Annotated in this window: 23 protein-coding genes; 10 read left to right on the forward strand and 13 right to left on the reverse strand. The window is 67.4% G+C overall.

Annotation, left to right across the window (positions count from 1 at the left end):
• The first annotated feature begins 29 nt into the window (after positions 1 to 29).
• From Y710_RS10785 to mftM, 6 genes are read left to right on the forward strand one after another with little or no spacing between them, the layout of a single operon-like run.
• Positions 30 to 929: a DUF7973 family transport facilitator gene (locus Y710_RS10785; RefSeq protein ID WP_062367460.1), complete on the forward strand. Its 900-nt coding sequence runs from the start codon at positions 30 to 32 to the stop codon at positions 927 to 929.
• The gene (locus tag Y710_RS10790) at positions 929 to 1,903 is read left to right on the forward strand and encodes a LysR family transcriptional regulator (protein WP_006896790.1); all 975 of its coding nucleotides are present in this window, start codon (positions 929 to 931) and stop codon (positions 1,901 to 1,903) included. Before Y710_RS10785 ends, Y710_RS10790 begins: the two co-directional genes overlap by 1 nt.
• The gene (locus tag Y710_RS10795; RefSeq protein ID WP_006896791.1) at positions 1,890 to 2,666 is read left to right on the forward strand and encodes an enoyl-CoA hydratase-related protein; all 777 of its coding nucleotides are present in this window, start codon (positions 1,890 to 1,892) and stop codon (positions 2,664 to 2,666) included. The genes Y710_RS10790 and Y710_RS10795 overlap by 14 nt, the downstream gene beginning before the upstream one ends.
• A complete protein-coding gene (locus Y710_RS10800; protein WP_062367461.1) occupies positions 2,659 to 4,629 on the forward strand; it encodes an AMP-binding protein in 1,971 nt (656 codons plus the stop codon). Before Y710_RS10795 ends, Y710_RS10800 begins: the two co-directional genes overlap by 8 nt.
• A gap of 15 nt (positions 4,630 to 4,644) precedes the next feature.
• Positions 4,645 to 5,646 carry an acrylyl-CoA reductase family protein gene (locus Y710_RS10805; protein WP_006896793.1) on the forward strand — a complete coding sequence of 334 codons (1,002 nt, stop codon included), beginning with the start codon at positions 4,645 to 4,647 and terminating at the stop codon, positions 5,644 to 5,646.
• Positions 5,646 to 6,497: a mycofactocin oligosaccharide methyltransferase MftM gene (gene mftM, locus Y710_RS10810; protein ID WP_082781296.1), complete on the forward strand. Its 852-nt coding sequence runs from the start codon at positions 5,646 to 5,648 to the stop codon at positions 6,495 to 6,497. Before Y710_RS10805 ends, mftM begins: the two co-directional genes overlap by 1 nt.
• 16 nt (positions 6,498 to 6,513) lie before the next feature.
• Here mftM and Y710_RS10815 read toward each other — a convergent pair whose 3' ends face one another.
• From Y710_RS10815 to Y710_RS10850, 8 genes are all read right to left on the reverse strand, one after another.
• Positions 6,514 to 7,137 carry a PAS and ANTAR domain-containing protein gene (locus tag Y710_RS10815; protein WP_062367463.1) on the reverse strand — a complete coding sequence of 208 codons (624 nt, stop codon included), beginning with the start codon at positions 7,135 to 7,137 and terminating at the stop codon, positions 6,514 to 6,516.
• A 123-nt stretch (positions 7,138 to 7,260) separates the two neighbouring features.
• A complete protein-coding gene (locus Y710_RS10820) occupies positions 7,261 to 7,554 on the reverse strand; it encodes a PRC-barrel domain-containing protein (protein ID WP_045538781.1) in 294 nt (97 codons plus the stop codon).
• Positions 7,551 to 7,904 (reverse strand): hypothetical protein, encoded by a 354-nt coding sequence (locus Y710_RS10825; protein WP_062367464.1) that lies wholly within the window; start codon positions 7,902 to 7,904, stop codon positions 7,551 to 7,553. The genes Y710_RS10820 and Y710_RS10825 overlap by 4 nt, the downstream gene beginning before the upstream one ends.
• Positions 7,901 to 9,139: an NRAMP family divalent metal transporter gene (locus Y710_RS10830; RefSeq protein WP_045538790.1), complete on the reverse strand. Its 1,239-nt coding sequence runs from the start codon at positions 9,137 to 9,139 to the stop codon at positions 7,901 to 7,903. The genes Y710_RS10825 and Y710_RS10830 overlap by 4 nt, the downstream gene beginning before the upstream one ends.
• Entirely contained in the window at positions 9,139 to 9,576 is a 438-nt protein-coding gene (locus Y710_RS10835; RefSeq protein ID WP_062367465.1) for a hypothetical protein, read from the reverse strand. The genes Y710_RS10830 and Y710_RS10835 overlap by 1 nt, the downstream gene beginning before the upstream one ends.
• A gap of 55 nt (positions 9,577 to 9,631) precedes the next feature.
• The gene (locus Y710_RS10840) at positions 9,632 to 10,384 is read right to left on the reverse strand and encodes a SigB/SigF/SigG family RNA polymerase sigma factor (protein WP_062367466.1); all 753 of its coding nucleotides are present in this window, start codon (positions 10,382 to 10,384) and stop codon (positions 9,632 to 9,634) included.
• A 203-nt stretch (positions 10,385 to 10,587) separates the two neighbouring features.
• A complete protein-coding gene (locus tag Y710_RS10845; protein WP_006896801.1) occupies positions 10,588 to 11,016 on the reverse strand; it encodes a ChaB family protein in 429 nt (142 codons plus the stop codon).
• A 21-nt stretch (positions 11,017 to 11,037) separates the two neighbouring features.
• The gene (locus tag Y710_RS10850) at positions 11,038 to 11,910 is read right to left on the reverse strand and encodes an SDR family oxidoreductase (RefSeq protein WP_006896802.1); all 873 of its coding nucleotides are present in this window, start codon (positions 11,908 to 11,910) and stop codon (positions 11,038 to 11,040) included.
• 126 nt (positions 11,911 to 12,036) lie between these two features.
• Between Y710_RS10850 and Y710_RS10855 the strand changes: the two genes are divergently transcribed.
• Entirely contained in the window at positions 12,037 to 13,182 is a 1,146-nt protein-coding gene (locus Y710_RS10855; RefSeq protein ID WP_062367467.1) for an alpha/beta hydrolase family protein, read from the forward strand.
• A gap of 1 nt (position 13,183) precedes the next feature.
• Here Y710_RS10855 and Y710_RS10860 read toward each other — a convergent pair whose 3' ends face one another.
• Positions 13,184 to 13,435 (reverse strand): DUF4190 domain-containing protein, encoded by a 252-nt coding sequence (locus Y710_RS10860; RefSeq protein WP_039867575.1) that lies wholly within the window; start codon positions 13,433 to 13,435, stop codon positions 13,184 to 13,186.
• Between the two features lie 558 nt (positions 13,436 to 13,993).
• Positions 13,994 to 14,143: a hypothetical protein gene (locus Y710_RS18945; RefSeq protein WP_169317717.1), complete on the reverse strand. Its 150-nt coding sequence runs from the start codon at positions 14,141 to 14,143 to the stop codon at positions 13,994 to 13,996.
• 68 nt (positions 14,144 to 14,211) lie between these two features.
• Here Y710_RS18945 and Y710_RS10865 point away from each other — a divergent pair, with 68 nt between their 5' ends.
• Positions 14,212 to 14,742, forward strand: coding sequence for a peptidylprolyl isomerase (locus Y710_RS10865; RefSeq protein ID WP_006896805.1), 531 nt, complete (start codon positions 14,212 to 14,214; stop codon positions 14,740 to 14,742).
• A 125-nt stretch (positions 14,743 to 14,867) separates the two neighbouring features.
• Entirely contained in the window at positions 14,868 to 15,614 is a 747-nt protein-coding gene (locus Y710_RS10870) for a rhomboid family intramembrane serine protease (protein WP_062367468.1), read from the forward strand.
• A gap of 12 nt (positions 15,615 to 15,626) precedes the next feature.
• On the opposite strand, the gene Y710_RS10875 is transcribed toward Y710_RS10870, so the two are convergent.
• Positions 15,627 to 16,055: a PH domain-containing protein gene (locus tag Y710_RS10875; protein WP_231875725.1), complete on the reverse strand. Its 429-nt coding sequence runs from the start codon at positions 16,053 to 16,055 to the stop codon at positions 15,627 to 15,629.
• A 108-nt stretch (positions 16,056 to 16,163) separates the two neighbouring features.
• Positions 16,164 to 16,442, reverse strand: coding sequence for a cell division protein CrgA (crgA, locus tag Y710_RS10880; protein WP_006896808.1), 279 nt, complete (start codon positions 16,440 to 16,442; stop codon positions 16,164 to 16,166).
• A gap of 55 nt (positions 16,443 to 16,497) precedes the next feature.
• Here crgA and Y710_RS10885 point away from each other — a divergent pair, with 55 nt between their 5' ends.
• Entirely contained in the window at positions 16,498 to 17,148 is a 651-nt protein-coding gene (locus tag Y710_RS10885; RefSeq protein ID WP_062367470.1) for an aminodeoxychorismate/anthranilate synthase component II, read from the forward strand.
• Positions 17,149 to 17,160: 12 nt separating this feature from the next.
• Here Y710_RS10885 and pknB read toward each other — a convergent pair whose 3' ends face one another.
• Positions 17,161 to 19,077, reverse strand: coding sequence for a Stk1 family PASTA domain-containing Ser/Thr kinase (gene pknB, locus Y710_RS10890; protein ID WP_062367471.1), 1,917 nt, complete (start codon positions 19,075 to 19,077; stop codon positions 17,161 to 17,163).
• Position 19,078: the final 1 nt, after the last annotated feature.

Raw genomic sequence — 19,078 nt, forward strand, 5'->3', positions numbered from 1 at the left:
CACGCCAGAACCTTATGTGAGGAACCACCATGACACTCACCGTGAGCGAACTCGTCGGTGCGGCCGGCGGGGGTGCGCTCGGAGCAGCGCTGGGCGCAATCGGCGCCTTTTCGCTGATGGGCGTGATAGTCGTCGTCGCAACGCTGATGACAGCGATCAGTCCAGACGCCGAACTCGTCCAGAACCTGGCGTTCGGGCCCGTCTTCGGTCCGCACGTGATGTTCGCCGGCGGCGCCGCCGCTGCGGCGTATGCGGCGCACATCCGTCGTCACGAATCCGGCCGCGACATCGCCAAGCCACTGATCACCTATGACGCGATGTCGATCATCGGGGTCGGGGCCGGCTTCGGAGTCGTAGGCCAACTGCTGGCCCGTGCAGTCGAGCAGCTCCCGACGTGGCATGCATCGGACGGTTCGGAGGTCGCATTGGTCGATTCGCTCGCGGTGAGTGTCGTGTTGACCGCGTTGATCGCCGCGGTGCTCTGGGCGCGTACGCCCGCGCCGGTGCGCCTCGAGTGGTTGCCCTGGCAGCACCGACTGTCGTCGGTGCTCGTCGTCGGCGCAGCCGGTGGGGCGATCGCCGGGTCGGTGTTTCTGGCATGGCCGCAGGACTCGCGGCCGATGGTCGGACTGTTTCTGTACGGCGCGTCTGCGGTGACCCTGTTGGCACTGGTGTTCGGCGCGGCGGTGCCGGTAACGCACCACCTCACTCTCCCCGCGGCTCTGGCGGCAGGTGTTGCAGCAGCGCACACCGGCGAGTCCACGTGGATTCTGGTGTCGGCTGTGCTCACCGGCATCGTCTCGTCGCTTGTCGCCGAGGGCTGGGCTCGGCTGATACTGGAACGCTGCAGGATCCATCTCGATCCGCCCGCCTTCGCGATCGCGGTCATGGCGACGCTGTTGGCGTTGATCAAGATCGGGGTCGCGTGATGGGTCCGGCTCGGCCATTGCACGGGAAGGTCGGCGCGGACGATCTGCTGATCCTCCTCGCAGTCGCACGCAACGGTTCCATCACCGGCGCCGCGGCCCGCCTCGACGTCGATCACTCGACAGTGAGTCGACACATCGCGCGGATGGAGAGAAAGGTGGGACGGCGGCTGTTCGACCGATCACCGAACCGATGGCAGCTCACGGAGACGGGACGCCGGCTGCGGGCTATCGGAGAACGGATTGAACACAGCATCGACGATGCGGTCCGGGTCGTCGACTCAGACCCCGGGGACGGAGTGTGCGGACCCGTACGCCTCCTCACTCCCGATGCCTTCGGTTCGTACCTGGCCCCGCATGCGCTCGCATCGGCACTGCGCAAGCACGGATCGCTGCGGATCGAGTTGCTCACGTCGACCACCCAACTCGATCTGCGCAATTGCGAGTACGACGTCGCCGTCTCGTTGGAACCGCCTCCCTCGCGCGCGGTCGTCTCTCGGAGCCTGTGCACCTATTCCTTGGGGCTGTTCGCGTCCGTGGAGTACATGGCGACGCACGGTCCGATCGCCGGAATCGAGGATCTGCGGGCGCACCCTCTCGTCTACTACCTCGACGGCTGCCTCGATATCGCCGCTCTGCGAGTACTGGACGGCCTCCTGCCCGGCGTATGCCCGCGGGTGCAGTCGAACAGCGTCGGCGCTCAGATTCAGTCGGTCCTCGCCGGTCACGGCATCGGATTGCTTCCGAACTACGCCACCTCATTCCATCCGGGCCTCGTGCCCGTGCTGCCCGACTGTGTCGCGGTCGGACAGCAGTACTGGATCGTCGTGCCTTCGGCGGTTCAGCGGGCGCCCCACGTCCGCGTCGTCGTGGACGCCCTGATCGAGAGGCTGTCCGGGCATCTCGACCCCTCATCCGCGTCCCCTGGCCAAAGTCCCTTCACACAAGGAGTTCTCCTCAGCGATGTCCGAATATGACACTCTTACTCTCGCCGTCGGCGATGACCGCGTGGCCCTTCTGACTCTGAATCGGCCCACGGCGCTCAACGCGTTGAGCTCGCAGATGATGCGGGAATTCACCGAGGCTCTCGACGAGGTGACACGCGCTGACGCTCGCGTCCTGGTACTCACAGGGGCCGGGCGGGCGTTCGCCGCAGGCGCCGACATCGCCGAGATGCGCGATCGCACGTTCGGAGAGATGACCGACGCCGACCATCTCTCCGCTTGGGAGCGGCTCGCAGCACTGCGTATTCCCACGATCGGTGCGGTCAACGGGTTCGCGCTCGGTGGCGGTTGCGAGATCGCCATGATGTGCGATCTTCTGTTCGCCGGTGAGGGCGCTTCGTTCGGACAGCCCGAGATCGCACTCGGGATAATCCCCGGCATCGGCGGAACGCAGCGGCTGACTCGCGTGGTGGGCAAGCCACAGGCGATGGATCTGATCCTCACCGGGCGTCGGATAGATGCCGATGAGGCCTTCCGTCTGGGTCTGGTCAGCCGTGTGGTACCCGACGACGAGGTTCTCGACTCGGCGATGACCGCCGCACGTCAGATCGCCGGCTTCTCCTCGAGGGCGGTCCGGGCGGCCAAGGAATGCGTGCTGCGCGCTGATCAGACATCGCTCTCCGAAGGTCTCCTCTTCGAACGCCGGTGGTTCCACTCGTTGTTCGCATTCGCAGACCAGACAGAAGGCATGACAGCGTTCCTCGACAAGCGTCCGGCGAGGTTCAGTGATGACTGACAATCGTCCATCCCAGGGCAACGAGCCCGATCGATACACGCGCGCAGCCGCCGACGCGGCACACGACCTCGGCCAGTTCTGGTTATCGGCGGCGCGTGACATCGACTGGGAGAACCGGCCACATGATCCGTTCCATGAGAGGACCGACGGCACCGCCGACTGGTTTCCCGGCGCGAGCATCAACACGGCCTACAACGCGCTCGATCGTCATGTCGCCGCAGGGAACGGTGACCGTGCTGCGCTCGTATATGTCTCACCGCTGACCGGCCGCGAAGAGACCATCACCTACGCACACCTGCTCGACGACGTCCGCCGTGCCGCGGGCGCGCTGAGCCGACTCGGGGTCGGCGTGGGAGATCGCGTCCTGGTCTACTTGCCGATGATCCCGGAGGCGGTGGTCACGATGCTGGCCTGCGCCCGACTGGGCGCGGTGCACGCGGTGGTCTTCGGGGGCTTCGGGTCCGCCGAACTGGCCGTACGGATCGACGATGCGCGGCCGACCGTGATCGTCACCGCGACCGGGGGCTTGGAGCCGGGACGAACGGTCCCGTACCTGCCGTTGCTCGATGCGGCGCTGGAGGAGGCCGGCCACTGTCCGCGGCACGTCATCGTCGTCGATCGGCCGGAAGTGCCTCCGCCCCCAGACAGGGTCGTCGTCTGGCCCGCGGACGAATGGGCCGAGCACGACTGGGCAGAGTTGCTGGCCTCGGCCGGACCAGTCGACCCGGTGCCGGTGCCCTCCGCGGCCCCGCTGTACATCCTCTATACGTCGGGCACCACTGGACTGCCGAAGGGAGTAGTCCGTGACAACGGCGGCCATGCGGTTGCCATGGCGTGGTGCATGCGTCATGTCTACGGCGTGGAGCCGGGGGACGTGGTCTTCGCCGCCAGCGACATCGGATGGGTGGTGGGCCACTCATTCATCGTCTACGGCCCCCTCATCGTCGGTGCGACGACTGTACTGTTCGAAGGCAAACCGGTGGGGACGCCCGACGCCGGTGCGTTCTGGGACATCGTCGAACGGTATCGGGTCAACGTGCTCCTCACCGCACCGACCGCGATGCGTGCTGTTCGGCGCGAGGACCCGAATGGAACCATGCTCGCCGAGCGCGATCTGTCCAGCCTGCGCGGCTTGTTCCTGGCCGGGGAGCGTCTTGATCCGGACACTCAGCGCTGGTTGGGTGAGGTGCAGTCGTCTCCGGTCATCAACAACTGGTGGCAGACCGAGACCGGATGGCCCGTGATATCGAATTTCCTCGGTCTGACGTACTTCGAACCCCGTCCGGGTTCGTCGACCAAGCCCGTTCCCGGCTTCACTGTGGAGATCCTGGGACCCGACGGCGATCCGGTTCCCCAGGGCCGAGAAGGAGCAGTGTGTCTGCGTCTCCCGCTGCCTCCAGGCGCACTGATCGGCATATGGGGTGATGAGGGCCGACTGGCGCAGACCTATCTGACGGAACATCCCGGCTTCTACAGTTCCGGCGACGGAGGCTGTATCGACGCCGATGGTTACGTCTACATCCTGGGCCGGACCGACGATGTCATGAACGTCGCCGGCCATCGAATGTCGTCCGGGCAGATAGAGGCCGCGATCTCAGAGCACCCTGGTGTGGCCGAGTGCGCGGTCGTCGGAGTCCGCGACGAGCTGAAGGGTCAGCGCCCGCACGCGATTCTGGTGCCGGCCATCGACTACACGGACCGGACAGGCGAATTGCAGAGTGATGTTGCGACGCTGGTGCGCAACAGAGTCGGTCCGATCGCATCGCTCGGCGGAGTCCACGTAGTCGGCGCACTCCCGAAGACCCGGTCGGGCAAGATCGTTCGCCGCTGCCTTCGCCAGCTACTCGACGGCGCAGATCCAGATGTCCCACCCACGATCGAGAACCCGGCCGTCGTCGCCGATCTCGTACGAATTCTCGATACGCGGCGCGCGAATGACCCAGCACGCCGCGGCAACACCTAATTCCAGGAGGAATACATGTCCACTTTCCAGGCCCTCACGGCCGTTCTCGACGAGGACTCGATCCGCGCAGAGTTCGCCGACCGCGAGCGGCAGCCCCTTAGTCCAGGCGACCTGCGTCTCGAGATCGCCTATTCGAGTGTGAACTTCAAAGACGCTCTCGCATTCGCGCCTCGCGGGGGAGTGGTCCGCAACTACCCGATCGTCCCGGGAATCGATATCGCAGGTGTGGTCACCGAGTCGGCGTCACCAGACTTCGCGGTCGGCGACCACGTGATCGCCCATGGTTACGAGATCGGCACCGCTCGCGATGGTGGTTACGCTCAGGAATCTGTGGTTCCGGCCGACTGGGCGGTGAAGCTGGAGACCCTGACATTGCGCGAGGCCGCCACGATCGGCACCGCGGGTTTCACTGCTGCGATGAGCGTTGCCGCAATTCTCGACTGGGGCGTCGCGCCTGCTTCGGGGCCGGTGATTGTCACCGGCGCCACTGGTGGAGTGGGTTCGGCAAGTATCGATCTGCTGGCCGCAAAGGGATTCGACGTGGTCGCGTCGACGGGGAAGTCGACAGAGGCAGACCGTTTGCGCGCATACGGCGCGAGTGAGGTCATCGGTCGTCTGCCCTTGGATCCGGACGCTAAGCCGCGCCCCCTCGGCCGTGCGCGGTGGGCCGCGGCGGTGGACTGCGTCGGGGGCGCCACGCTGGCCGACATTCTCAGTACCACTCACTACGGAGGCGTGGTCGCGGCCAGCGGACTGACGGGCGGCGCCCAGCTCAGTACCACGGTCATGCCGTTCATTCTGCGCGGAGTCGGCCTTCTCGGCATCGACTCGGTGCAGATGCCGATCGATCGTCGGCGTGCACTGTGGCGTCGGATCGAAACCGAATTGAAGCCGCGCAACCTGGACTCGATCGGAGTCGGTGTGCACATCGGGGAAGTGCCGGACGTCGTCGAACGCCTGCGTCGAGGTGAGTTCACCGGACGCGCGGTGATCGACATGAGCCGGGGGTGGCCGTGATGGAACTGCTGAACGCATCGGTACCGCGCCTGGAGCCCGGTCGGGTGAAAGTACGCGCCGCACGCCGTGGCGAGTTGCTCGAGGGCGACGGACTGCTGTCGTGGTTCGTCAGCCAGGACGGAAGCATCTCCCTGGTACACAACTTCACCCCGACCACCCTCCGTGACGACACGCTGGTGGGCGCGCTCTCCTCGTTGGTCGACATCGGGGCTCTGGCGGGACAGGCCGAGTTCGAAGCGGCGGCCGTGGAGATCATCCAGACGTCCGGCCCTACGGCGTCGCAAGGATGGAAGGCCTTCTACGACAACACCCTTCGCAGTCTCAGTGACGGCACAGCGACCTTCGCACCGATCCACCGACGTGCGCGGTCGCTCGTCGAGGGCGAATCGGTTCTCGAGGTCGGCAGTTGCTTCGGCTTTCTCGCTATCCAGTTCGCGCGGGACGGCAGAGCCGTCTCCGCATGCGATGTGAGTCCCGGTGCGATCTCGTTGTTGGACGACGCGTCGCGTCGGTACGGGCTGAGCGTGAACTGTGAAGTCGCAGACGCGACTGCACTGCCTTATCCGAGCGCGAGCGTCGACACGGTGACTCTGATCCACCTCCTCGAGCACCTGGAGTCGGCAGAGGTGCTCGCCGCGGTCTCCGAGGCCCTCCGAGTCGCTCGCCGCACGGTGGTCATTGCGGTGCCTCTCGAAGAGACGCCGAGCGAGCACTTCGGTCACCGGCAACGGGTCACGATGGAGACGCTTCATTCGTGGGCAGATCAGGTCGCACACGCAGGAGCGGAGGTATTCGCCGATCATGGCGGCTGGTTGGTGCTGAGGCCTGTTTCGGAACCAGTCCAGTCCTGACAGTCCTCCGGCCGGCCTAACGGCGACCGAGCACGATCAAGTCGAACTCGCTTCGGGTCTCCCGCGGCATCTGGGCGTTCCGGATCGCGGATTCGACGATCGCGTCGCACAGATCCTTGAGCTTGATGTTCTCCTGTTGTGATCGCCAGCGCAGCACGTCGAAGGCGTGCTCGGCGGTGACCCCGTAGACCACCATCAGCATCCCCTTGGCCTGCTCGATGGTGGCGTGCGACTGCCGGAAGTCTTCGATGTGCGCGGCCACCTCGGCGCGGACGGTCTCGTCGGGAACGGTGACGTCGACGTAGTAGCCCTCCGTGCCGATCGGGGTTCCCGACCCGCCGTCGAAGGTACGGCCGATGACGGTCACGTCATGGACTCGCCCCTGCACGTCGATGATTCGGTGGCGGCTGGACAGGTGCGTGTGTTCCCGGTGCACCCGGGTCAGTTCGTATTCGAAGGCACCGCGGTCGTCGGGGTGCTTATGACTGATGATGAGTTCCGTGGTCGGTTTCACGCTGCCGGGCCGATAACCGTGCATGCGAGCCACCTCGTCGGACCATTCCCATTCGTCGGTCGCGAACAGATACCGGAAACTGCCGACCCGGGAGTCCTGGGAGTGCTCAGTGGTGTCCCCGGTCATCACAGCCCCTTCTCGGGTTGCGGTCCGCGCACGCACGAAGCGTTTGGCGACCCGATCATTCGGATGCGAACGATGTGAGTTCAACATCTACCACGTGGGCCGGGCTCGGACCCGGCGTCGGCGTCAGTCGGCGCCGGGTCGGACCGTCACGACGTCGTCGTCGACGGAGACGACGTCGCACCACGGGATCAGCCGGGACCCGCGCTCGCGCCATCTCAAGAGCCGCGCGATGATCGAGGGCCGCACGCCGTCGAACCGGTACGAGCCGAAGAACGAGGCTCGAGGCCGCCGGCCGACGACGAGTCCGGCGATCAGCAATGCGCCGCCGTCGTCCTCCCGCAGGCGCACATCCATCACCCGTCCGATCGATCGGCCGTCGCACCGGACCTGCGTGCCGAGGAGTGTCGAGGCCCTCATCGCCGGCCTCCGGAGCCGGGGACGCGGGAGACGATCTGATCGCGGAACCACCGTTCGGGCCAATTCGAGAGCAGGTCCTCTCCGCTGCCGGTCAGCTCGACCGTCACTCCCACGTCGGCGATCGCCTCCGCCGGGATCGATTCCAGCGCGGTGGTGTCCGGTGTTTGCGCCACCAGCCGGTCGAGCAGGGCCCGCCCGGTGAGCAGGGCCACCACTCGTGGCGTCTGCCCACCGGGCGACATGTCGAACTCCACGTCGTCGACCACACCCACCGGCACGCCGTCACAGTCGATGATCTGGCGATCGAGGAGATGCACCCGCAGATCGAGGGTGCGTTCGGAGTCCGTCATCGGCCCGCTCCCGTCGCGATCATCAACGGGATCGCCGCCGCCGACGCCACGAGGACGACGCCGAGGAAGATCAGGCCGAAGAAGTTGGTGACCCGGCCGTTCACTTGGTCGCCCATGTACTCGGGATCGTTGGCCACCACGAGGATCGGCAGATAGGTCAGCGGCAGTGCCACCGCGGAGAAGACCACCGAGTACTCGGTGACGGCGATCGGATCGACGCCGGTGGCGAGAATCGCCGCGGCGATGAGGATGAACACGCCGATGGTCACGTGGAATCGGGCGGCCTCGCGCGGCGGGCGGGACGCCCCCCACGACCACCCGGCGTACTGGGCCAGTGCGTAACCGGTCGACAGGGCCGTCTCGAGTGCGGCGCCAGTGGTCGCCGCGAGGATTCCGACCAGCGCGAAGCCGACTGCGACCAGGCCCCCGGCCTGCGCCACCGGAAGCATCAGTGCCGACAGGGAGTCGACCTCGACCGACATCGGCTGGAAGGCCACCGCAGTGACACCCATGATCGCGAGGGCGCCGAGACCGCCGAGCGGGAATCCGACGAAGACGTTCAGCCGCATGCGCCGCAAGTCGCGGGCTCCCCAGCGTTCCTCCACACCGCCCGACGAGAAGAAGAAGACTTCGTACGGTGTCATCGCGGCGCCGAACAGCGCGATGGCGTAGTACCAGTACGCCGGAACCGTCTCGTCTTGCGGCACCGCGGGAACCAGATCGCCGGCGAGCTCCGGCGCCGGCCGCAACAGGAAGAAAACGACGGCGAAGACCATCAGGAACAGTCCGAGCAGACCGGTGACATTCTCCATCGCCGAATACTTCGCTCGCCAGAGGATGATCCAGACCCCGAAGGCTGCGACCGGGATCCAGAGGAAGGGCGCCACACCGCTGACCAGCTGCAGAACCAGCGCGATGCCGCCCAGTTCGGCCGTGAGGGTGAGGCCGGTGACCGCCAGCGAGGCGAGCAGGTTGAGCCCGCCGACTCGAGGTCCGAGACGCTCGCGAATGATCTCGAACGTCGCCCGGCCGCTGCACGCCACCACTCGCCCCGACATCTCGGCGAACAGGATGATGCCGACCACGCCCACCGGAACCACCCACGCGAGAGACAGACCGAACCGCGAGCCGACCACTCCGTCGGTGACGATGTCGCCGATGTCGAGAAACCCACCGATCGCGGTGAGGATCCCGAGTGACGCGGACGTGATGCGAATCTTGTTCTGCTGCAACATCATCGACCACCACTGACGTATTCGGACAGCGTGTCGAGGCCGGATGCGACCCGCTCGAGCCGACGTTGCGCGGACTTCGCGGCCGCGGATCCCGGGTCGCCGAGCAGCACGCCGCGAGCCTCCACCGCGGCTTCGACCGACGAGGCCAGAGCCGCGCGCACTCGCGCCCGGACCCGCTCGTCATCCGCCGACTCGACCTTCAGCGCGACGATGATCCCCTGAGCTTCGAGCGCATGCGAGACGGCGTCGTCGAGCACGACGCGGGCGGTGGGGCGCAGCAGGTTCCGCTGATTCCACTCGTCGATTCCCCAGGCTGCGGTCAGCACCGCCGACCTCGAGCTGCGCAGCGATTCGGCGAACTCACCCGCCGGTCCTCCCGGAGCACTGGCGCAGGCGCAGATCCCCACCGCGGTCACGATCGCGCAGACGGCTGCCACCGTGCGCCGCGCAGTCCTCCGCCGTCGTGACGGCGTACCGGTCACCGGCACCCGATCAGGCGATCTGGGTGCGCAGCTGACCCAGCGAGGACGCCAGAAGACGAGAGACGTGCATCTGAGAGATACCCATTCGCCGCGCGATGTCGCTTTGTGAACGACGCTCGAAGAACCTCATGCCGACGATCCGCCGGTTCCGTTCGGGGAGGCGGCGCAAGGCCGGCCGGAGAGTGAGCGAGCGTTCCACTTGCTCGTAGCCGGGCTCGTCGGAGCCGACCGTCTCGAGCAGCGAGCGTGCGTCGTCGGTACCCGACGTGCTGCCGTCGAGAGAGACGGTGGACTGCGCGGCCGACGCGGCCTGCGCACGTCGTACAGCGGACTCCGGCTCGTCGAGCGCCTCGGCGATCTCGGCGACGCCGGGCATGCGTCCGTGTACCTGGGCGAAGGACTCCTCGGCCTCCCTGATTCGGCTGCGGAGTTCACCGGCGCTGCGTGGAATCCGGATCGACGCCGATCGGTCGCGGAAGTGCCGTCGCACCTCGCCGGTGATGGTCGGTACCGCGAAGGACAGGAAGTCGGTCCCCATCGAGGGATCGAATCGGTCCACCGCGTGCACCAGCCCCACGCGCGCCACCTGGATCAGGTCGTCCATCGACTCTCCGCGTTCGCGGTACCGCTGGGCGATGTGTCCGGCCAGCGGCAGACAGGCTTCGATCGCCTCGTCGCGGAGACGGTCGTTCCGCGGGTCGGTGACGGGGATGTCCGCGCGTCGGCGCAGAAGTTCACGGACACGGTGGTACTCGTCGGTCATCTGCTGAGCTCCTTTGATCGCACTCTCGCCGTCGCGCGGCGGGTCCGAAAAAGGAGCGGCCGCGCGCGGCGGATCGGAGAGTTCTTGCTCGACGAGAGCGGGAGAATCCGCCGCTCAATCGTCTGCGGGAACCCGGCTGTGCGTTCAACCGAGTGATATCGACCCTACCGACCGGGCAGGTCCGCGACAACCGCTTGAAGGGATCAATCCTTCTTTCGCGCCGAACGCGTCGCCTTGCGGTTCGCCTTCTCGATGGCGTCGACGAGTTCCGCCTTCCGCATACGCGACCGACCCCGGATGTCGAGCTTGCGGGCGACGTTCATCAGATGCTCCTTGGTGGCCTTGGTGTCCACTCCGCCGGCGCTCTTGCCCGATGGATTGGGCCCGCCGCTCTCGTCGCGGGAGTCGGACGGTCCGCGCCTGCTCTTGGCCTCCCAGTGGTCGCCGACCTTCTCGAACGAGTGCTTCAGCGCGCTGTAGGCCACCCGATGCGCTCGCTCTTCCGAGCCGTACTCCTCGAGCGCCGCATCATGGGCCTCGGCGAAGGTGCGCTGAGCCTTGGCGGGCGATCGTTTGATCGTGTCGGGGAGTTCGGACTTCTTCGGTCGGTTCTTCTCATCGGTCTTGGGCATGACCGTCACCTTCCTCTCGGATCAGCCGGGCAGTGTCTCGCCGCCGGTGGGCGCGAGAACCTCTCCCGTGTAGTACGACGACAAGCGGTCTGCGGCGAAGAAGACGTACGAGGGCGCGATCTCATCCGGCTCCGCGGCGCGGCCGTACGGGGCCTGCTCGCCGAACCCCTCGACCTGGTCGGGAGGCATGGTGGCCGGGATCAGCGGTGTCCAGACGGGACCGGGCGCGACGCAGTTCACCCGGATCTCGCGATCGAGCAGGGCCTGCGCGAGCGAGAAGGTGAGGGCGTGCACTGCGCCCTTCGCGGCCGAATAATCGATGAGCTTGCGGTTTCCCCGCAGACCGTTGATCGAGCCGGTGTTCACCACCGTCCCGCCCGGCGTCAGATGCTCGAGAGCCGCATGAGTGGTGTGGAAGACGGCCGCGACGTCGACGGCGAAGGTACGGTTCCACTGCTCTGCAGTCAGCTCCGCGAAATCGTCCACCACCGTCTGAGTGCCCGCGTTGTTCACCAGCAGGTCCAGGCCGCCGAGGGCGTCGACGGTGCCGTCGACGATCCGGCGGCATTCGGCGGCCTCGCCCAGATCGGCTCGCAGGGCGACGGCGCGTCGTCCGGTCTGTTCGACCAACGCGACGGTGTGCTCCGCGTCCGCGTCCTCAGACAGGTAGGCGATCGCGACGTCGGCGCCCTCCTTCGCGAAGGCGACGGCCACCGCGCGTCCGATGCCCGAGTCGCCGCCGGTGACCAGTGCGCGCCGGCCCTCGAGCAGACCGCTCCCGACATAGCCGCGCATCTCGTCCTTCGGCTGCGGATCCATGTCCGCGGTGTCGCCGGGATACGCGATGTTCTGCCGCGGCGCGCCCGCGCCGCTGCGTTCGGTGCTTGCGTTCATGGTCGAGGCTTCCCGGTACGCCCGCTTCTGAAACATTCGCCAGTGAGCCCGACGGTACTCGGCCGCCGCCGTCGGATCCGCGGAATCGCGGGTACGTCGAACGGCCGACACGTACCGTCGACGAACATGAGATCGGGTATTCGCGGAACACTGGCGGGCCGAATCTTCGTGCTGGTGGCGCTGGTGGGGACGGCCCTGGCGCTCGTGCCGGGGACCACTCGGGCGGCGCCGTCGAACTCGGCGGGTTCGGTGATCGACGTGGTGACCCGACCGCCCGGCTGGCGCGGTCTCCAGAACGGCCGCGCCATCGACTACTGGACTCAGGACCCGCAGGGACGACCGGTACCGACCAGCGGCGCACTGTTCGTACCGGCCGGACCGGCGCCGAAGGGCGGCTGGCCGGTGGTGGCGTACACGCACGGCACCTCCGGATACGGTCCCGGCTGCGGAGGCCAGAGCGCACCGGACGCCGAGCCGAATCGGTACATCACCCGCCTCGTGCACTCCGGCTACGCCGTGGTCGCCACCGACTACGTGGGCTTGGGCCGCTTCGATACAGGCGTTCACCCCTACCTGAACACTCGCAGTGAGTCCGCCGCGACCATCGACATGCTGCGCGCGGCCCGCAGCGTCGAACCCACGCTCTCGAACCGCTGGGCCGTGACGGGCGATTCGCAGGGTGGCCGGGCCGCACTGGCGACCGCGCATCGACAGCGGTGGTACGGCCCGCGCACGGACTTCCGCGGCACCGTCTCCCTCGATCCGGAGTCGGACGTCGAGAAGGTCATGCCCTTCCTCGGCCCGTACATCCCGGCGATGCCGACACCGCTGAACGGCTCGTACAACTTCCTGCTCGCGATTCTCGCGGGCCTGCGAGCGGCCGACCCCGCTGCGGACGTGAACACCTATCTCACCCCGAAGGGGGAGGCGCTCGTCGATCAGGTCGGCCGGACATGCGACGGTCCGGCCGTCGACCCGGGGATCGCCTTCGGTTCGCTGCTGTCGCGGCCGCTGGGCACCGGGCCGCTGGCACCCGCGCTGATGAAGTACATGGCGGTGCCGGTGTCGGAATACGACGCGCCGATACTGCTCCTGCTCAACACTCGGGACACCACCGTGCCGTCACCGCTGCACGCCAAGCTCGCGGCGGACTTCGCACTCAATCGAGTCGATTACCGAATGGTGGTGGGCAACGGCTCACACACCGACATGGACGCCGCCCAGTGGGCAGCGTTCGACCGCTTCTTCGCGACTCACTTGAAGCGAGTCTGAGTCAGATCAGAATCCACAGGTACGCGAGCAGGCCCAGGACCACGAAGACGATCCACAGCCATCCGATGATGATGGCGGCGGTCGCGAACTCGCGGCCGAGCTGCCGCTTCGCATCGATCTGCCTGCGGGTCTTGTAGCCCAGCCAGATGCCGACCGGCGACAGCAGACCGATCGCGGACAGGACGAAGGCGATCACCGCGTTCCAGTTCAACGGGGCGGCGACTGACGATCGAGCGGTCGATGCGTTGGTCACGGGCTGGGAGTCCTTGTCGGTGACGGGCGACGGCTTGGCCGGTGCGGGCGCGCCGGCCGCCGGAAGGGCGGTGGTGGGGTCGGGTCGCTGCTGATCACCGACCGCCGAGTAAGCGAGTGCGGGTCCCGCACCGGGGCGTTGACCGCCGGTGGGGGGAACAGGGCTGTTCGGCGGCGGAGAGCCCGCCGGCCGTTGCTGCGCCGGAGGCGGGGGAACGCTGCCCGGGCGGGGCTTTGCCGCGCTGGGAGACGGACCTCCCGGCCGGGCCGCCGACGGCGCCGGACCGCCGGTGGGCCGGACCGTCGGCGGTGGCGTGGGCGCCTGCGGAGTGGGGGTCGGTGCGTTTGCGTGACTCGGCCGCCTCGGCGGGCCGGCGGGAGCGGGTCGCTGCCCGGGTGCCGTGCTGGGGGCGACCGGCGGCTTCTCCCACGGCGCGGCCTGCCGGCCGGGCTGCGGGGTCGGCGGTGCCGGGGGCGTCGAACCCGGTCCCGGAGCGGGATTCGGGCTCTGATCGCGCGAGTCGTCGGAAGTCACGATCTACAAATTACCTGTCGGCGGTCAGTCACCGCTCCCGCGCACGTCTTCGATACGCGGTACCGCGGCGGCGACGGGCGGATGCGCGGTCCGCGACCGACGCAGCACCACGGTGATGGCGGTCAGCAGTAGAAGCAGCGTGGAGGCGAGGGCGACCAGGAGTTTGTTCGGCATCCGTCCAGCGTGCCAGGAGGCACCCGGTGCACGCCACTGCCGGTCACGGTCGGCGCCGACGTGGTTTCATGGAGCGTGTGAGTGAGCAGAACAAGACCGCGACCCTGCACACCAATCGCGGCGACATCGTCATCGAACTCTTCCCGAACCACGCGCCCGTGACCGTCGAGAACTTCGTCGGGCTGGCCGACGGCTCCAAGGAGTACTCCACCCAGAACGCGAAGGGCGGCACCAGCGGGCCGTTCTACGACGGCGCCGTCTTCCACCGTGTGATCGACGGATTCATGATCCAGGGCGGCGACCCGACCGGCACCGGCCGCGGCGGCCCGGGCTACCAGTTCAAGGACGAGTTCCACCCGGAGCTCCAGTTCGACCGCCCGTACCTGCTCGCGATGGCCAACGCGGGACCCGGCACCAACGGCTCGCAGTTCTTCATCACCGTCGGCCCGACCCCGCACCTGAACCGTCGCCACACCATCTTCGGCGAGGTCAAGGACCCGGCGTCGCAGGCCGTCGTCGACGCGATCGCGACGACCGCGACCGACCGCATGGACCGTCCGGTCGACGCCGTCGTGATCGAGAGCGTCGAGCTCAGCTGAACTTGACCCAGACCTGTTACCGGCACCCCGACCGCCCGACAGCGCTGTCCTGCACACGCTGCGGGCGGTCGGCCTGTCCGGACTGCCTCCGGCCCGCCTCCGTCGGGCAGCACTGCGTCGACTGTGTGAACGCGGCCAACGCCACCGCCCGTGTACGGACCGACGCTCCCGTCGTCGACGCCTCGGCCGCCGCCCGCAGACCGATCGTCACGTACGGTCTCATCGCGGTGAATCTGGCGGCGTTCATCGCTGTGGTGCTGCAGGCGGGCGGGACGTCGAACCTGCTCCTGAAGTCGAGCATCATGCAGCAGGGCGCCCTGGTCACCGGACTCGGTCTCGAGAACGAGTACTGGCGACTGCTGACTTCCGGCTTTCTGCACTGGTCGATCCTGCATGTGGCGATGAACATGATCTCGCTGTACCTGATCGGCGCCGATCTCGAACGCGTCCTCGGTCCGGCCCGCTATCTCGCGGTCTACCTGATCGGCCTCTTCGGCGGCAGTGCGGCGGTGGTGGCGCTGGGTCCGGAACTCGCTGCGACCGCCGGCGCGTCGGGTGCGATCTACGGCCTTCTGGGTGCGCTGCTGATCGTCGTCATCCGGCTCAAACTGCCCGCGACCACGCTGATCACGGTGATCGTGCTGAACGTGGTGCTCTCGCTCAGCATTCCGGGTATCTCGATCTGGGCGCACTTGGGCGGTTTCGTCTTCGGAGCGGCGAGCGCGGCCGCGATCATCTGGCTCCCGGTCAAGGTACTGCCGCCCGAGAAGCGGACGTATCAGCAGGTAACGCGCGTCGGGTGGATCGGTCTCGCGGCGCTTCTCGTGATCGCGCTGGCGATCGGAACCGGGTTCGCCGCAGCCATCGGCTGAGCGCTTCGGTTCTCAGTTCGTCGAGTCCTTCACCGGCAGGCCCGCGGCGCGCAGCTTCTCGGCCACGGCTGCCGGCTCCTCGCCGAGATCCCACCGGCCGAACACCAGCAGGCGGTCGTCCGGCAGGTCGATCACCAGTTGGCGGCTGCGTCCCACGATCCGCCGCGTGGTCAGCACCGACACCGCGGCGATATCGCCTGATCCGAGGCGGACGGTTCCCCGGAGCGTTCGCACTTCCAACTCCGGACCGTCGAGCAGGACCAGCCGCGGGCTGCGGAGCAGGGAGACCGCGCCGGAGACGATCAACGCCACCGCGGCCAGCCCGATGAAGACCATCGCGGGCGGTTCGGCGTAAGACGCGGCCGCCGCGGCGCCCAGCGCGATGCCCGCTCCCACGAGTGCGAGGGCGGCGGGAAGCGGCGTCGCCCACTGTTCATGCACAGCCAAGTCGTTGTTATCCACAGGATCTATCCACAGTGGGGATGAATAACATGTGTGTCATTTCGGCAGCGGCAGTCGCGACCTGGGACTTCGTCGTTTCGGCAGCGGTCAGCGCCAACCCATGGTCATCAACAGGCCGACGACCATGAAGCCGAATCCGATCAGCATGTTCCACGGGCCGAGCGAGGTCATCCAGTCGAGCGCCGAGTACTTCGCCGTCGACGCGCCGAGGTAGTACACCATCAACCAGACCAGACCGATGAGCATCAGGCCGAACATGACGATCTGGTACCAGAGGCCGGACGGTCCCGCCTTCACCTTCACCGGAGTGCGGCTCGCGGTGTTGATGGTGTAGTCGGTCTTCTTCCGGACTTTTGACTTAGGCATATGTCTACGGTAACTGAGTCGAAGCCCAGGTGGGGAACCCGTTAATCTGGACGACGTGCGCATCCTCGTCATCGACAACTACGACAGCTTCGTCTACAACCTGGTCCAGTATCTGGGTCAGCTGGGTGTGGATGCCGTCGTGTGGCGCAACGACGACGAGCAGCTGGCCGACCTGCAGAAGGTGGTCGGCGAATTCGACGGAATCCTGCTGAGCCCCGGGCCCGGAACCCCCGACCGTGCGGGTGCCACCGAGCCGATCATTCCGGTCGCGGCTGCCGCGGGCACCCCGATCCTGGGCGTCTGCCTCGGCCACCAGGCGATCGGGGAGGCGTTCGGCGCCACCGTCACCCGGGCACCCGAACTCCTTCACGGCAAGACCTCGCTCGTCTTGCACGACGGCGTGGGTGTGCTGGAGGGACTGCCGCAGCCCTTCGTCGCGACCCGGTACCACTCGCTGACGGTGGCACCGGAGACGATCCCGGACGAACTGGAGGTGACCGGCCGCACCGAGACCGGCATCGTCATGGCGATGCGGCACCGGGAGCTGCCGATCCACGGAGCGCAGTTCCACCCGGAGAGCGTGCTGACGCAGGGCGGTCACCGGATGCTGGCGAACTGGCTCCGGATCTGCGGCCTCACAGTTCCCGAGGGCAGGGTCGCCGAACTCGAAGATCAGATGGCGAAGGCGCTGGCCGGCGCCGAGTAGCCGGCGTCCCGGTCAGCCGGGGAGCAGGCTCGCCCGGCCGATGACCACCGACACCGTCGCGTTCTTGCGCAGCTTGCTGCCCGCGGCCGGGCTCTGCGAGATGACCTTGCCGTCGTCCTTGCTGGCGAGACCGACGCCGCGCTCGCTGGAGCTGAGAGTGTTCGGCTCCCAGCCCGCGTCCTCGAGCGCCCGCTGGGCGTCCTCGAGACTCTTGCCGCGCAGATCCGGCATCACGAACATGTTGCCGCGCGAGACCTGAACCTGGATCACGCTGCCGACCTCCACCGTCGCTCCGGGGTTGGGCGAGGTGCTGACCACCTGTCCCGCCGGAAGCTCGGAATCGACCTGCACGGTCTTCATCTCCAGTTGGAGCTGGTCGAGCACGTTCTGGGCCTGGCCGGAAGTCTGGCCGCGCAGGTCCGGAAGGGTGACCTCCTTGGGGCCGGTACCGATGTACAGGATCACCGGTGCGTTCACCGCCGCGGGAATGCCCGTGCGCGGATTGGTCCGGACCACCTTGTCCTTGAGCGCGACCGTGGATTCGGAGTTCTGCGTCTTCACCTCGGTGAATCCGAGCACCTTGAGAGCTTCGGTGGCCTCGTCGGCGGATTTGCCGCGCAGATCGGGGATGGGCTGTCGCTGGGGCCCGGACGAGATGTACAGCGTCACCTCGGAGCCCTTGGGGGTCGGGACGTCGTCGCCGGGCGCCGTCCGGGTGGCCAGGCCCGCCGCGATGTCGGTGCTGGCCTCCTCGGTCCGCTTCACCGTGAAGCCGGCCTGCTCCAGGTTCGCCTGTGCGGCGTCGGCGGCCAGGCCGGCGACTTTCGGAACGGCGATGAGCGGCGCCGTGGTCTTCCACGGCGACCACGCGAACAGACTGATCAGGAGCACGACGATCGCAGCGATAGCGATCGCCACCTGCACGCGCCCGCGCCGCAGCAGACCGCCGCGTCCTCCGGTCTCCTCCTCATCGCCGCCGTCTCCGGTTCCGCGACGGCTGGGCAGGGTCTCGTTGCGCACCGCGAGGCGCGGCGACTCGATGAGGGCGGTCTGCTCCTCGTCGGTCAGCAGCATCGGCGCGGACGGTTTGCCGCCGGCGAGGACCTTGATGAGGTCGGCGCGGAAATCGGCCGCGGTCTGGTACCGGTTGGCCGGGTTCTTGCTCATCGCCTTCATGATCACCGAATCGAGTTCGGGGGTGATCTCCGGCCGGATCGACGACGGGCGCCGCGGATCCTCGTGCACGTGCTGGTGGGCGACGGCGATCGGCGAGTCACCGGTGAACGGCGGTTCTCCGGTGACGAGTTCGAACAGCACGCAGCCCATCGAGTAGATGTCGCTGCGGGGATCGACCTTGATGCCGCGCGCCTGCTCGGGCGAGAGGTACTGCGCCGTCCCCATCACCGCGGACGTCTGCGTCATGGTCGCCGACGTATCGTCCATGGCGCGGGCGATGCCGAAGTCCATCACTTTCACCGCGCCCGTGCGGTCGATCATCACGTTGGCCGGCTTCATGTCGCGGTGGACGATGTTGTTCCGGTGCGAGAAGTCCATGGCCGCGGCCACGTCGGCCATCCAGGTCATCGCCTGCTTCTGCGCGATGTGTCCCGACGAGCGCAGCAGATCCCGCAGAGTCTCACCCTCCACGTACTCCATGACGATGAACGGCAGCGGGCCCTCGTCGGTCTCCGCTTCGCCGGTGTCGAAGACCTGCACGATGCTCGGGTGGTTCAGCTTCGCGGCGTTCTGCGCTTCGCGGCGGAACCGCAGATAGAACGTGGGGTCCCGGGCGAGATCGGCACGCAGGACCTTGATGGCCACGTCACGGTGCAGCAGCAGGTCGCGCGCGAACTGCACCTCGGACATACCGCCGAAACCGAGTGTCTCACCCAGCTCGTAGCGGTCAGAGAGATAGTGCGGATCGATCATG

Source organism: Gordonia sp. QH-12 (assembly GCF_001578675.1).
Classification (GTDB): domain Bacteria; phylum Actinomycetota; class Actinomycetes; order Mycobacteriales; family Mycobacteriaceae; genus Gordonia; species Gordonia sihwensis.

What these genes read in the sequence shown, in the direction of transcription:
- Y710_RS10785 (WP_062367460.1), top strand. Translation starts at nt 30, where the DNA reads ATGACACTCACCGTGAGCGAACTCGTCGGTGCGGCCGGCGGGGGTGCG.
- Y710_RS10790 (WP_006896790.1), top strand. Translation starts at nt 929, where the DNA reads ATGGGTCCGGCTCGGCCATTGCACGGGAAGGTCGGCGCGGACGATCTG.
- Y710_RS10795 (WP_006896791.1), top strand. Translation starts at nt 1,890, where the DNA reads ATGTCCGAATATGACACTCTTACTCTCGCCGTCGGCGATGACCGCGTG.
- Y710_RS10800 (WP_062367461.1), top strand. Translation starts at nt 2,659, where the DNA reads ATGACTGACAATCGTCCATCCCAGGGCAACGAGCCCGATCGATACACG.
- Y710_RS10805 (WP_006896793.1), top strand. Translation starts at nt 4,645, where the DNA reads ATGTCCACTTTCCAGGCCCTCACGGCCGTTCTCGACGAGGACTCGATC.
- mftM (WP_082781296.1), top strand. Translation starts at nt 5,646, where the DNA reads ATGGAACTGCTGAACGCATCGGTACCGCGCCTGGAGCCCGGTCGGGTG.
- Y710_RS10815 (WP_062367463.1), bottom strand. Translation starts at nt 7,137, where the DNA reads ATGACCGGGGACACCACTGAGCACTCCCAGGACTCCCGGGTCGGCAGT.
- Y710_RS10820 (WP_045538781.1), bottom strand. Translation starts at nt 7,554, where the DNA reads ATGAGGGCCTCGACACTCCTCGGCACGCAGGTCCGGTGCGACGGCCGA.
- Y710_RS10825 (WP_062367464.1), bottom strand. Translation starts at nt 7,904, where the DNA reads ATGACGGACTCCGAACGCACCCTCGATCTGCGGGTGCATCTCCTCGAT.
- Y710_RS10830 (WP_045538790.1), bottom strand. Translation starts at nt 9,139, where the DNA reads ATGTTGCAGCAGAACAAGATTCGCATCACGTCCGCGTCACTCGGGATC.
- Y710_RS10840 (WP_062367466.1), bottom strand. Translation starts at nt 10,384, where the DNA reads ATGACCGACGAGTACCACCGTGTCCGTGAACTTCTGCGCCGACGCGCG.
- Y710_RS10845 (WP_006896801.1), bottom strand. Translation starts at nt 11,016, where the DNA reads ATGCCCAAGACCGATGAGAAGAACCGACCGAAGAAGTCCGAACTCCCC.
- Y710_RS10850 (WP_006896802.1), bottom strand. Translation starts at nt 11,910, where the DNA reads ATGAACGCAAGCACCGAACGCAGCGGCGCGGGCGCGCCGCGGCAGAAC.
- Y710_RS10855 (WP_062367467.1), top strand. Translation starts at nt 12,037, where the DNA reads ATGAGATCGGGTATTCGCGGAACACTGGCGGGCCGAATCTTCGTGCTG.
- Y710_RS18945 (WP_169317717.1), bottom strand. Translation starts at nt 14,143, where the DNA reads ATGCCGAACAAACTCCTGGTCGCCCTCGCCTCCACGCTGCTTCTACTG.
- Y710_RS10865 (WP_006896805.1), top strand. Translation starts at nt 14,212, where the DNA reads ATGGAGCGTGTGAGTGAGCAGAACAAGACCGCGACCCTGCACACCAAT.
- crgA (WP_006896808.1), bottom strand. Translation starts at nt 16,442, where the DNA reads ATGCCTAAGTCAAAAGTCCGGAAGAAGACCGACTACACCATCAACACC.
- pknB (WP_062367471.1), bottom strand. Translation starts at nt 19,077, where the DNA reads ATGATCGATCCGCACTATCTCTCTGACCGCTACGAGCTGGGTGAGACA.